Raw genomic sequence first — 12,968 nt, 5'->3', positions numbered from 1 at the left:
AGAAGGATGTTCTCTATGAGAAAAGAAGAGTTTATAACTGCTTTTGATAAATGGTGTGATAAATGGAAAGAGTTCCTAAATGAACGAACTCTCCTAATCTCGGGTAAGACAACTTATACACACAGAAGACTGAGAACGGCAAGACGTTCTATTAAGACACATCTGCCATGGCTCTATACGTGTGAGGAGCATCCGGATATACAAATACCTAATACAACAAACCTGTTGGAAGGATTTAACTCACAACTTAAAAGAGCACTACATAATCATAATGGATTGAATGAAGCTAACAAAAAGAAGTTTATAGATGGGCTCATAAATACAAAAAAGTAGGCTGGAATAACCAGCCTACCAAATGTCCATTACTAAAACCCGAGAGGTTTTCAGCCTACCAAATGTCCATTACGCCTGAATGACAGAGATTTCATGACGAAGTTTTTCCGTTATTACGACGAAATAACACTCGTATTGAGACCTCTGCAAAAGTCTTTTTACACTTAAAAGCCACTATTGATAATCAATGAGTTATATTTATGATTTCGCTATCTATATGAGGTTTTGCAGAGGTCTCGTATTATTTGTAAATAAATAACTTGGGCTTACGGACTATTGTATATGAGCTGTCAAGAGATGAGCCGTTTGAGAAAATGATCCCTTTCCTATTTTCTGTGCCGTAGTTTTCATGAGCATGACCAAACAGATGATAGCGTGGTTTGATTTCCAATACTTTGTTGCGAAGAGGCACGTTGCCCCAATGAGTATTGCTGCTTTCGTCAAGTATCATTGCTGGCGGTTCGTGGGTAACAAGTACATCCACATTATAAGGTATCAGGCTTTCGGGATGATTGTAGCCTAATCCGAAGAATTTTATACTCCCAATTTCGCACCCTCTGTCTTGGAGGAAGTGAACGCTGTCAGGTAGGCCTTCTATACCGTCTGCTTCCCATAAACAGAGATCATGGTTGCCGGTAACAAATATCTTATGAGGGTAAGGCAGCTCTATGAACCAGTTAAGGAATTCAAGTACCTCATCTTCGGTTCCCATATCAGTGAAATCACCACAATGCACAATGACATCAGCACCTGGTAGGTTTATCAGTTGTTGGTGTCGGTTGTGGGTATCTGAGATTTGAAGGATTTTCATTTAATAAAGTATCTTTTTTTGAAACCTTCGTGGTTATCAATCAAATCTATAACATTGTTGTACCTTGAGGTCTCAAATAAAAGGGTAAGATTATTTGGGATAATATCAGAAATATAATCCTCAATAATTTTTTGGAACATATCCTTAACTATGAGTTCCTCTTCTTTTAATATCTTGAATCGCTTAATAGCATGACTCTTTGATCTACTTGTCAATTTCAGAAGATCTATGAATTCATTTTCCATTTCCCATGAGATGCTATTGAGTTCAACGATAGAAACGTTCTCATACTCATCTTTATTATGAATTATATGATTGACAATAGCAAGCAAATGCCGGAACAACTGAGAAGCGTTATAATAAGTAAGCGACTGAAAGCTTCTTAATATATCAGTCAGCTTGTCTTCTGTGAATTTCCAGTGATCATAATAGTTCTCTATCATAAAGTACGAGTCCGTAAAACGAGAATTGCTCATATAATATGGCTCAAGGAATTTTGACTCATAGTAAATGACTTTCTTGCCTTTATCAACTTTAACGTCAAGATTCGATTTGCCACCGACCTTCAACGGTGAACTCTTATCCCATTCAAATATGACAGTTGCTTCTGGATGTAATTTCTCATAAAGAAGAAAGAAATTAATACTCAAAGCGGTTGAAGAGTCAATAAAGTGACATTCTTTTAATGCATTCCCACTTCCATTTTCAAGTTCATCATAATGTTGTTTAGACAAACTGACCAATAAGTCCACATCTCGTCTTCCGTTTACACCTACTAACGCGTCCTTTAGAATATTTCTGTCCATATATACTTATAGTTTAGCACCTGCCTCTTTATGAATGCAGATAACCTTCTTTGGCTTGATAGTTTCTATAACCTTCTTTATTGTTGTTTTGTCCGCATGGCCAGAGGTGTGAATGTCCACAACATTGTGGAACAGTTCACGAAACTCCTTGTATTTCGGGTTGGCTTTCACTTGTTCAGGAATCTTGTAATATCCATCCCAAGATGAGAATATCAACAAGATCTCCTCCTGCGGAAGTTTGTCGATAAGGCCTTTGACTCTATCTATTTGTGATGTTCCAACAATCATGGTAAATCCTCTGCGCTTCAACTTGCCGTAAAGTCTTTCACTATAGAACAGAGGGTCAAAGGAAAACAAACCTCGCGAGCGTTTTGATTCCCTTTCCGTAAAGAGTCCCATCGTTCTTTTTATGAACAAGGACCAGATGCACAAAGGCTTCTGTGCGCTTATTGCTGCTCCTTTTATTGCTGCCAGTCGTTCTATATCTGTAGCTGATGCCAAGACAAAGACGTATTTGAATGCCTGCATCACGCTTGCCATCTTCCTTGACACCTCACGTTCATGGATACATCTGCCCTCATGCTTCAGCATCGTGCCTTCAGTAATTAGCACGTCTATATTTGTGGCATATTTCTTCAGTGTCGGGAAAAGTCCTTTGCCCAGATAGCCGTGCTCGCGATAGTCTCCTGTGTGCCAGATGCGTTTGCCATCAGCCTCTATAAGAAACATGTAGGAATCATAAATGCTATGACAATTATAGAACGGAGTAACCTTTATGTCACCTATTGTTATGGATGCAGGAGCCTTCTTTGCTTCTGCTCGCGTCCATGTTTTAAATTCCTTCACTTCATCTGCATGAGCAACTGCAGATACATGTTTCATTTCATACATGATTTTCTTGTGAGAATCAAGTATCGGCTGCTGGCTGTATTGTTCTTTCTCTTTTTTAATGGCCTCTTCGAGTATCCTATACTTAATTAGCAACAGTTCTTTACTTCCTTCTCCAATATACTGATCAATAGGGATATACCAGAACAAGCCGACATGATCTTCGTGAGCATGGGTGTAGAACACAGCTTCGTGTTCTTTCATATTTTTATTGATAATATTTGCAACCATACTAAAGTTTTCTTCTGGAGTCGTTGATTCATCATTGCCTGGAAGATTTTGCCCAAAGTCGATGAAGACCCTTGAAGTATCTGTCCATATCTCGGTGATGCAACCACCAATCTGATTAAGACCTCTATGTACCTTGATATTTGCCATATTTTTACTCTATTTGTTGTATGGATATGAGTGTATTATATTGTAATTATCAAAATCCAATATATCTTGAATCCTAATGTTTGGCAATGTCGCAGAAGAAAACAGGAATATTGGTTTGAAGTCTTTGTCGTTCTCCGTTAGTGTAAAATAATCCCCCTCTTCAATAACATGCTTTGAGATTCTCTTGCAGTTCCATCTCTTATCTTTAAACAGGTAGCCACTCATTGTTTGTTCAGGAGTAGAAGCCCCTGCTTTCGCATTGTTGTTAATCATAATGAAATAGAATTCGGGGTAAATAGCAAATTTGTTGGTGCTTATTCCCGCAAAACTATATGGTACATCTACACCGATTCTTTGTAGTGATTTAACTATGCTGACTATTTCATCTTTTAAATTTTCGTACCTGTTTTCTTTATGAAAAGTATAGAAATCCCTAACATGAGTGCGTACCCCAGATTTTCCTTTAATAGCTTCTTTGTCATATTTTAGTTCAATAAGCGCAACTCTAAATGGTGCAACCTTGGAGATGGCGATAATATCAAATCTCCAATCTTCTGCTGTATCTTTCCCTCTTAAAGATTTTGTAAATTCAACGTCTATACAAAACCATCCAGATGAAGGGTTGTTATTATTATCAATAAAGAGGCGTTCCTGCGCCTGTTTCTCCTTTTTATTTCTACGGTCACTGTTCTTCTTGATAATATCATAAAATGAAACATAATCTTTGTCAGATAAAATGTCCGCCTTTTCATCTGTATAATAAGATTTAAGTTCGGCTATAGAGGGTTTGTCCACTTTAATTTTTGCAATACTATCACAATTGTAGTAGAGATTTATATATCCATCTCTTATTCCGATGATGATTTCATTTTTATGCTTCTGATAGATTTCTGTATAAAACTTTGTGCTTTTGAAATCTTCACAGAACGCTTCATCTATCGCTGTTCCTCTGAATGAATCTCTGTCTTTCATATTTGATAATTTAAATAACGATTTATGGTGTTGAAAAGTCGCTTGAGAACTTCTTTTTTAAGAATATCAGGTTCGAGCACCTCTACCTTTTCGCCCATTGACAATATCTTTGTAATCAATTCTGGTGTAAGACAAAGCCAATACAGGAAGTCGCTATACTCCCCATCGCTGGTTTTGATTTCCTCTTGAGAGGAATGAAGTGGAAGCGAGCGTATATATTCAACATGCACTCCGTATACTCGCAGAACCACTTTCTGAGGCTTCAGGTCTTCATTCACAAAGATGCCAACCGTATTGGCATAGTATTCCTCTGCGTCAAAATCCTTTGGCACCACAAAGGATTTATCCGTCAGTTCCATTTCGACCGTTCGGTCAAGAGCAACGTTACGGAGGCCTTCGTGCTCGTTCAGATAGCCTACAATGTACCACCTTTGGTTATAGACCTTCATAGCATAAGGTTGAAGATGGTAGGTTGCACGCTGCCTGTCGAAAGGCTGATAGACTATCTGCAATTCTTTTCCTCGCTGCATAGCATCAATGACCGTCTGGAGGTATTCTGCCCCATAAGGGATGTCCTCAAACAGAATCCTGTCTTTCATGTTGCGACCAGCCTCAATCATATTGGATATGGTGAAGGAGTTGAGCAACCACTGGCGGGTTCTGTCACTTCGCAACTCATTTGGTGATGAGATGTAATATTCGTATGTAGCGGAATCGCATTTCACCTCAACCCCAAATAATTCCGCTATTGCCTCCCTGTGTACATGAAATGTACGCAGAGCAAGGGGCTTCCCATCGCCAAGATAACTATCCTTCCATCGATAGCTTATCTCTTCAAAGGTAAGCCGTCGCTGTTGCAGCAACGTATTAAGAAGCCAGATGTATCGGTTGAATGTCTTGCTAATCATCTTTATTTCATTCCTTATTCGTATTATATAGTATGATGAGTAGTGGAACTTTGTCCGTAGACTATAGTGCAAAGATAATCATCGTATCTGCAACATCATTGCATACCTCTTGAAAATTTTATAAAACGTATTGTTTTTTTTATTCTATGTAGCACTTTTGCATACTCAGATAATAATTTTATATCCAAATTCTAAAATAGATAAGTTATGGCAAAGAAAAGAAAACAGAATCGCAAGAATGAGCTTTCAAAGAAGGGAGCCGTTGAGTCTATCAGATTTCAAACACACATTGGACTCAAACAAATAGGGCATAAGGATACCGATATGTTCCATAGGCTTGCAGATACAGAAATAAATGTTATTGCAGAATTAGATCTCACCGATGATATTCTTGGCATTAAAAATCTTGTAGAAGGTGTAAAAAGAGAGCTGAACGTAGAACCAATATTGGAAAAGGGCGACTTCTGTACCAGCATAGTGGCAATAGCCCTCCGAATCTCCAAGATACCTGTATTGGATGATATGAAGATGCCTGTTGTGAACTGGCAAGACCGAATCAATAAGAAGATTCTAACACTTTATTATCCAGAGGAATCTCGAAACGCAGTGGCTGAATGGGCAAAAGCTAACGACTATAATACTTCCACCTACCTTGGCCGACCTGTGGTCAAGTTCAAACGGTTATTTATAATCATAGAAAGAACACGCACGCGGACAGAATAGCTGAAAGAAGGCTGGGCGAATGATCGCCTTCATTTCCAGCGATGGTTGAGCCAGAGATTCTTCTTGACGACGAGACACCTCTTCCATATTAACAATCTCGAAGAGGTTTTATTGGCTGTCGTCAATGAGTTATATGATGCTTACACTAATGTAGTAGTCGTAGCCTGTGCTGGGAGTCAAATTCAGATATAATACTCGAGTTCGGGATAAGGTCAGTATGCAAACAGTTCTAACTGCTTTGCTTTTTCGACATAAACAGGTAGTGCCTCAGGTTTATTGTCAAAAAAGCAATAGGCAGTAAGGGCAGAACATAGATTCATGATAAAGTTATGTATTGAGCGATATCATGAGTGGTGTACGAGGTTAGCTTTATTCTTCAAAAGTTCATGGATGCACTCGATGATATAGCGTTTTCTTAACATAATCTTATCCCACATCGGCATCAGCTTGTTCATTTTGTCATATAAGCTCAAGTCTGAAGCTTACAAGAGAGTGTACGCCAAACTCATCGGAACCAGATATGAAGGCAAGTGTCCCGATTTTGAGGTAAATGGAAAGTTCTACGAATATGAAGGTTTTGTTAAACCGAGACCTCTGCAAAACCTCATATAGATAGCGAAATCATAAATATAACTCATTGATTATCAATAGTGGCTTTTAAGTGTAAAAAGACTTTTGCAGAGGTCTCAAACCTTGAAATAAGAGGAAAATCAAGAATATGCTTACCCATGGAATGAAGCAAAGCTCCAATGTTGTTATTGACAATACGAAAGGATGCTCTGACAGATTCATAAGAAGTACCATCATCAAAAAGTTACAAGCCAACAATGGTGTACTGGACGAAGTGTGGGTTTATGAAAAAGGAAAGGTACGGCTATTCTTTAAAAATGGGAAGTTCGTGTAAACAAACAACGGGAGAGCAATGCCCTCCCGCGAACGCCGAAGCCGTAGCATCGGCAAGGACTCATGTCGAATCCACAGCAAAGATACAACATCTTAATCAAAAAACAAGGAAATGGATATAAAAGTTTTCGCAGAACTCTTAAAATGTCTTATAGGATTGGCGTATTTTCATTTCAAAAGATTTTGGATGGGAATACGCCAAAAATGGTATGTGTAGGTATAACGCTTATAGCCAGGTGGTTATAAAACAAACGCCAAAACGGCACATGAAAAACAGGCGGAAATGCTCATTTTGCGCCTTGTTTTCGCCTCTTTTTGTGTGCAATAACGATGCAAAAGCGCTGTGTTTGTGGTGTAAAGTGGGCTGTTTTACACACAAAAGTAGTGGTGTTTGCTGCATGATTTATGCTGCATCATCAGGAAAAGCATCATTTTCAATAGGAAAAGAGTCGATTCTTTATAACTCTTTGATTATAAGTACTTATAAAATTGAAAAAAGGAAAAGGGTTACGATTTGGTTACTACTCAAATTCCCCGGACTTCCTTGATTTGCTGTCGTTTCAAACAACTCTTGTTATTGACGCAAAGATAAATAAAATGTGCTGTCCGACCAAAGAAAACGCTTGTTTTTTTTATTGAGCAAACTTTTCTTTTGCTATTTCGATGGTTTAATTGTCTTGCTGAAATCATCCTCATCTTCGGCAGGAACAAGTTATGCCCTCTCTTCGCAAACTTCGCTATCGGGCATAACACATTCCTGCCTTTAGCATGACCGACGAAAAGAGGCAGGGAGCAGTCTGTCGAAAGAGTTTCGGCAAATCTGCTTCCTGCCACATTTCTGTGTATCGGCCATACTTCCAAGGTATGGATTTCAGCAAGACAATTTTTCAGATTTTTCTTTTTCGATGTTTTTCCTTCTCTTGGAAGCGGTTGTAAAAGCCGCATTGTTTGTCGTCGGAGAAGTCGGAGCTATTCAGGTAGTGATAAATCCCTCACCCGTCTACCTCCGACACCTCCGACTTGTCTGACAAAGCCGTAGGAAAAGTACACCCCTGCCCATCGCAGCAAGCCCGAAAAGCAGACTTCGTACCTTTCCTCTTCCGTCTTTATCTTCTATAGGTGGCTTTTACATGCCCGCTTCATTACGCTTTTTACTATCTGATTGTATGGCATGCAATCAGATTTTTTACTTTTTCATCCGAATCTGTCTCTTTTCCGTTTACCTCCATTTCGATGCGGTCTTCACCGTATCGCATCCGTTGGTCGTCCCCGTTCAGGCGCAAAGGTAATTCCGGGATGCTACGCTGCTGCAAGGTCGGAGCCTTCGGTTTTGGAGAAAATCTCCACGCCTACGCTCCACTGCGTTTTGCTCCGGGTAGTATTTTCCCTCAAAAACCTTGCATTCGCTCATCCCTACCTTTGTTAAGCACCTGAAACGAAAACGACCGATGCGACAGGAAGACGCATTAAAAAAAATGTCGGATAAACGAGAGACAGATAAGCAGTGAAACTCAACTCCCTCAAGCTCTTGGATCCGCATTAAACATTAAAATCCTTAGCAAAATGGAAAAGTCAATCAACATTCACCGAGCCTTGCGCGCAACCCTTCGCCTGCTGCTCACAAGCGTTATAAGCATCGTCTTTTGGGCGGTCGGTATGATAGTCGGTTTGCTTGCGGAAGTCATCGCAGGTGTGCTCCGCATCTTTTGGGCAATAGTCCTCTACGTGCTCACCCTCGTAAGTATTCTCGCCCTTATTCTTTGGATATTCACCCTATAAACATAAATCAAGATGAAAACAAGACACAGCAAAACACCCAGCCAGCAATGCCGATACTACGAAGTGGACGACATCTTCGAGTATATGTATGAAACCTACATCAACGGCAATCATCCGCAACTGAAAACATTGTACAAGGAGTTGCGCAGAGAAGCAAGAAAAGAGTTTATCGCATTCTGCTTTGAAATGGTCAGTCCCCAACACAGAATGCAAATTATCCAAGCTATCGTTTAACGTTAATAAAAAACTTACAGCAATGAAAGCAACTGACAAATTCACCCCGTATATCCTCGGTTGTGTAATTTCAACTGTGTCAAGGCTCTAATCCTTCATATTTTACCTCATATGGATAATACGATTTCTAATCGTGCCGGTCAGATGAGGAACCTTTCTTCCGAGGCAAAGTTACATGATTTCAAAACGTTCTCCAAATTTTATTGCTAATTGCTGTGATATCTGAGATCAGTTTGTAAGTGGCATCATCCACTTCTCACGTATGTTCCGGTATGTCTGATACACAAGCTTTTCGAGAGAAGTATCGGACGGGAAAACTCCTTTATTCTTCGTTACCTTACGTACTTGTCTATGGTAGCCTTCAACCGTGTTGGTGGTGTATATCAGCTTACGTATCGCAGGTGTATATTGGAAGTATTCTGTGAGGCGTTTCCAGTTGTCACGCTATGATTTTATGACGATGGGATACTGTACGTTGTCAAACAAAAGTGCACAACTGGAACCTCAATTAAGTTTGGGGTTTTAGTATGAATTATATTAATAAAAAAGTATATTTGCACAATGACAACAAAAAAGAATCTTTCAGCAGGTTCTCAGCAGAGAACATCAGAATCCTTGTTAAAGGATATTCGTCGTAACACGAAACGAATTTTCACTTCAGAACAAAAGGTTTTAATTGTGATGGAAGGAATCCGTGGCGAACATAGTATTGCCGAGCTCTGCCGTAAATATGGTATATCAGATAGCACTTACTACAAATGGAATAAGGAATTTATTGAGGCTGGTAAAGCTCGCCTTGATGGTGACATCGTCCGTGAAGCAACAAGTGATGAGGTGAAGGAACTTCGTCAGGAAAATATTCGCTTAAAGGAAGCCCTTGCCGATTTGGTAGTGAGATATGACGTTGTAAAAAAAAGCTTGAAACTCATCGAATAAGCCCTATGCATGAATTGTATATACGTTATAGTGCGGAAGAGAAAGAGACTATAGTTCTGTCAGTAAAGCGTTCAGAGTTAAGTATTGTTCAGGCCCTCAAATGCTTAGGTATTCCAAGGCGTACTTTTTATAACTGGTATCAGAAATATGCCACAGGGGGAGTGAATGCTCTCAGAGAAACGCCTTATAGGAGGCAGACGACATGGAACCGCATCCCCGACCATATTCGACAAATAGTGGTCGAACTTTCTTTAGAGCATCCTGAGCTCACCCCCAGGGAATTGTCAGTTCTTTTATTGGAAGAAAGTCAGATATTCGTTTCAGAATCAAGCTTTTATCGTATTCTGCATGAAAGAGGTCTATTGGAACGTATGGAGCATTATTTCGTCCTTGCAGCCGATGAGTTCCATCATAAGACTAAATTCCCCAATGAGATGTGGCAGACCGATTTTACCTATTTCAAAGTCAAGGGTTGGGGCTGGTATTATCTCTCTACGGTAATTGATGACTACAGCAGGTATATCATCCATTGGGAGCTATGCTCGAGCATGACCTCTGAAGATGTATCCAGAACAATAGACAAGGCAGTTGAAAAGGCCGGGGTTACACTTCAGAATCCTCCTTGCTTACTATCGGACAATGGGCCATGCTATATTGCTTCCTCGCTCAAGGAGTATCTCGGTAAGGTATATAACATCGGGCATATTCATGGCAAACCCTTGCATCCGCAGACGCAAGGAAAGATAGAACGATATCACAGATCGATGAAAAATGTGATAAAACTAAATCATTATTTCTGTCCCTCTGAATTAGAAAATGCTATCGATGGGTGTGTGAAATACTATAATGAGAGAAGATTTCATGAATCGTTGGATAATCTTACACCTATAGACGTATATTTAGGACAAGGGGAGAAAATCAAAAAGATAAGAGAAATAATAAAGCAAAATTCAATCAACAAAAGAATTTCTGATAATAAAACAATGAAATATCAGAGTAAATAACTATATTTGTAGTTGTGCACTTTTGTTTGACAACGTACACCTTTGTACATAAATCATTTCATAATGAAAATAACACATGTTCAAAATAAAATATTCATAAACTTATGGGAAGAGTTAAAGAACTTATGATGGAAGAGGAGGAGTTGTTTTCTCGTGGTTACGTTACACCCGACGAAGAGAACAAATACGTCTGTTTAAGTCATTTTACTAATAGTCATTTGAAGCAATTTATACTAGATAATAGTAGAATGGGAAAATGTTCATACTGCAAATGTAAAACAAAGGTTTGTAAATTTACTGCTTTCATGGATTTTGTTGGAGAAAGGCTCACGAATTACCTGGGGCCTATTGATGATGAAGGGTTGTATTTAGCTAGCGGCTTTCTTGACAAAGATGAGGATGAGATTCCTGGTTATAAAAGACGAGGTCCTTATATTGCCCCTTCAGATGTGGAATATTATACAGATATAGAAGACTTGATGTTTGATTTTGAGTTGATAACTGATAATGACAAACTTACTGAGGACATAGCCAGCTGCTTTAACGTTGATTGTTGGATCAGAAAAGACCCGACAGCTTTACTCTACCACGAGGAAATGGCATATGCGTGGGAAAAATTTTCAGAAAGAGTAAAAAAACAAAGATATACCTTCTTTAGAGACATAAGTTATTATAAAGACACTGTTGATACTCATGGGGAAGAAATAGATATTCTCAGCGAGGTTGGTGAAAAGGTATGTCTCTTGGAAGATATTTTAAAGGCTGGCACATATATTTATAGAGGACGCCCTAATGGGGATGGTGCACCATACAAATTATTTGAAGAGTTGACAGCTCCTCCTATAAAGTTTGCTAAAACAAATAGGATGAGTCCAGTCGGAGTATCCATGTTTTATGGTGCTTTCGAAGAAAAAACCTGCTGCAAAGAGATAAGACATTATTTAGAAGAAAAAGAGACTATAATTTATGTGGGAAAGTTTAGAACAACCAAAGATTTGAAACTAATCAACCTTTGCAATATTCCTAAGCCTAGTTTTTGGATGAAAAATGAAAATGATTGGCAGACTTTCTTATTCCTAAAACAGTTTCATGATGAAATATCAAAACCCATAAGTACTGATAAACCAGAGTTAGATTACATTCCTTCTCAAGCATTTTCAGAATATCTTAGATTTATCCAACGCGCTAAGGATGGAAGTCATTTTGATGGAATCATATATAAAAGTTCTCTTGTTGGTACTGATAATATTGTTCTTTTCTATGATGATAAAACAAGTGCGAATATATTGGAATTGATTTCTGTTGAAGAAAAAATATGCAAGATCTAAACTAAGGAAAGTATACTAACACTTACAGAGAGTACAAATAAATAATTTTATGCACCTTATTTTTTAAATATAGTCATCAAGTATTTAACGTGAGTTCGACGAATTATAAGTGTCTATAAATTTGGTGATTAGCGAAATTTATTGTAACTTTAAAGAACTAATATACAAACAGTTACAAACAAAAATCACTATGATCACCGAGGACAAAGTTACTGAAATATTTTGTATGGCAGATGACTTCTGCAAGTTTTTTGATGCAATGACAGCAAAATATACGCTAAAACCTACAGGAAAAAGGAAATATCATCGAAATTCTACAATGTCAAAGGCAGAAGTTATGCTGATAATGATCCTTTTCCACGATTCTGGTTATCGTTGCTTCAAACATTTCTATCTTGAAAAAGTATGCAAGCAGCTTCACCATCTGTTTCCAAAAGTTGTTTCTTATAGCCGTATAGTAGAATTGGAAAGGGATGTAGCGGTAGTGTCTAAAAAAGTGTGTAAGCTCGACATAATTCTTATCTTTGCATTAAGTAATAAAAAACAACAAGAATATGGAACTTACACAAGGACAAATTTCGGAAATTATTTCGAATTACACAAGTAGCAGTGAAGGTTTTGTCACGCTTCAATCGTTGATTATGAATTCTTTGATGGCCCATGAGCGCGAATTATTCGTCAAAGCGAATAAAAATGAGCAATGCAATGGCTTTCGTCCTCGTCGTTGGTATTGTAAGGGCTATACGTTCGTCTTGCGCATTCCACGTAGCCGTAGCGGCAATTTCTATCCCGTACTTTTAGGGATTATTCGTAGCGAATGTGAAGAGCGTGCTGCCTTGGTTTATCAACTTTATACCAAGGGACTTACCACCGAGCAGATTAGTGAGGTGATAGAGACGGTTTATGGTCGGGCTTATAGCAAACAGCAAATCTCTTACTTGGCCAACAGTTGTCGGGAAGACGTT

Annotated in this window: 12 protein-coding genes and 3 pseudogenes; 8 read left to right on the top strand and 7 right to left on the bottom strand. The window is 38.7% G+C overall.

Annotation, left to right across the window (positions count from 1 at the left end; all coding sequences use genetic code 11):
* Positions 1 to 333: IS256 family transposase, variant Zn-binding type (locus HMPREF9431_RS13515; protein ID WP_458693805.1), on the top strand; the 333-nt coding region annotated here is incomplete at its 5' end.
* A gap of 241 nt (positions 334 to 574) precedes the next feature.
* Here HMPREF9431_RS13515 and HMPREF9431_RS07490 read toward each other — a convergent pair.
* The 5 genes from HMPREF9431_RS07490 to HMPREF9431_RS07470 are packed head-to-tail and all read right to left on the bottom strand — an operon-like array spanning position 575 to position 5,096.
* A complete protein-coding gene (locus HMPREF9431_RS07490; protein ID WP_004380615.1) occupies positions 575 to 1,144 on the bottom strand; it encodes a metallophosphatase domain-containing protein in 570 nt (189 codons plus the stop codon).
* Positions 1,141 to 1,950, bottom strand: a complete 810-nt coding sequence (locus HMPREF9431_RS07485) for a PGN_0703 family putative restriction endonuclease (protein ID WP_004380614.1) — start codon at positions 1,948 to 1,950, stop codon at positions 1,141 to 1,143. Before HMPREF9431_RS07485 ends, HMPREF9431_RS07490 begins: the two co-directional genes overlap by 4 nt.
* Positions 1,951 to 1,956: 6 nt before the next feature.
* A complete protein-coding gene (locus tag HMPREF9431_RS07480) occupies positions 1,957 to 3,216 on the bottom strand; it encodes an MBL fold metallo-hydrolase (RefSeq protein WP_004380613.1) in 1,260 nt (419 codons plus the stop codon).
* Between the two features lie 9 nt (positions 3,217 to 3,225).
* A complete protein-coding gene (locus tag HMPREF9431_RS07475; protein ID WP_004380612.1) occupies positions 3,226 to 4,188 on the bottom strand; it encodes a hypothetical protein in 963 nt (320 codons plus the stop codon).
* Positions 4,185 to 5,096 (bottom strand): helix-turn-helix transcriptional regulator, encoded by a 912-nt coding sequence (locus HMPREF9431_RS07470; RefSeq protein ID WP_004380611.1) that lies wholly within the window; start codon positions 5,094 to 5,096, stop codon positions 4,185 to 4,187. The genes HMPREF9431_RS07475 and HMPREF9431_RS07470 overlap by 4 nt, the downstream gene beginning before the upstream one ends.
* A gap of 207 nt (positions 5,097 to 5,303) precedes the next feature.
* Between HMPREF9431_RS07470 and HMPREF9431_RS07465 the strand changes: the two genes are divergently transcribed.
* Positions 5,304 to 5,819, top strand: coding sequence for a hypothetical protein (locus HMPREF9431_RS07465; RefSeq protein WP_004380610.1), 516 nt, complete (start codon positions 5,304 to 5,306; stop codon positions 5,817 to 5,819).
* A gap of 212 nt (positions 5,820 to 6,031) precedes the next feature.
* Here HMPREF9431_RS07465 and HMPREF9431_RS07460 read toward each other — a convergent pair.
* Positions 6,032 to 6,271 (bottom strand): annotated as a pseudogene (locus HMPREF9431_RS07460) (transposase); the annotation flags it as partial.
* 2,014 nt (positions 6,272 to 8,285) lie between these two features.
* Here HMPREF9431_RS07460 and HMPREF9431_RS07445 point away from each other — a divergent pair.
* Together HMPREF9431_RS07445 and HMPREF9431_RS07440 are read left to right on the top strand one after the other, a co-directional pair.
* Positions 8,286 to 8,501, top strand: a complete 216-nt coding sequence (locus HMPREF9431_RS07445) for a hypothetical protein (RefSeq protein ID WP_004380605.1) — start codon at positions 8,286 to 8,288, stop codon at positions 8,499 to 8,501.
* Between the two features lie 12 nt (positions 8,502 to 8,513).
* Positions 8,514 to 8,735 (top strand): hypothetical protein, encoded by a 222-nt coding sequence (locus HMPREF9431_RS07440; RefSeq protein ID WP_004380604.1) that lies wholly within the window; start codon positions 8,514 to 8,516, stop codon positions 8,733 to 8,735.
* Between the two features lie 228 nt (positions 8,736 to 8,963).
* Here HMPREF9431_RS07440 and HMPREF9431_RS12390 read toward each other — a convergent pair.
* A pseudogene (locus HMPREF9431_RS12390) lies at positions 8,964 to 9,206 on the bottom strand (transposase); the annotation flags it as partial.
* A 90-nt stretch (positions 9,207 to 9,296) separates the two neighbouring features.
* Between HMPREF9431_RS12390 and HMPREF9431_RS07430 the strand changes: the two are divergent.
* The 4 genes and pseudogenes from HMPREF9431_RS07430 to HMPREF9431_RS07415 form a co-directional block, all read left to right on the top strand.
* A protein-coding gene (locus HMPREF9431_RS07430) for an IS3 family transposase (RefSeq protein ID WP_404827954.1) occupies positions 9,297 to 10,675 on the top strand; the annotation gives its coding sequence in 2 pieces (ribosomal slippage) (positions 9,297 to 9,642 and positions 9,642 to 10,675; 1,380 coding nt in all).
* A gap of 104 nt (positions 10,676 to 10,779) precedes the next feature.
* A complete protein-coding gene (locus tag HMPREF9431_RS07425) occupies positions 10,780 to 12,003 on the top strand; it encodes a HEPN-associated N-terminal domain-containing protein (RefSeq protein ID WP_004380601.1) in 1,224 nt (407 codons plus the stop codon).
* Positions 12,004 to 12,193: 190 nt separating this feature from the next.
* Positions 12,194 to 12,487: pseudogene (locus HMPREF9431_RS13510) on the top strand (IS982 family transposase); the annotation flags it as partial.
* 70 nt (positions 12,488 to 12,557) lie between these two features.
* On the top strand, positions 12,558 to 12,968 hold a 411-nt coding region (locus HMPREF9431_RS07415), incomplete at its 3' end, for a transposase (protein ID WP_004380599.1).

The sequence above is a fragment of the Segatella oulorum F0390 genome, from assembly GCF_000224615.1.
In the GTDB taxonomy this organism is placed as follows: domain Bacteria; phylum Bacteroidota; class Bacteroidia; order Bacteroidales; family Bacteroidaceae; genus Prevotella; species Prevotella oulorum.
This window is presented reverse-complemented; position numbering and strand designations above follow the sequence as displayed.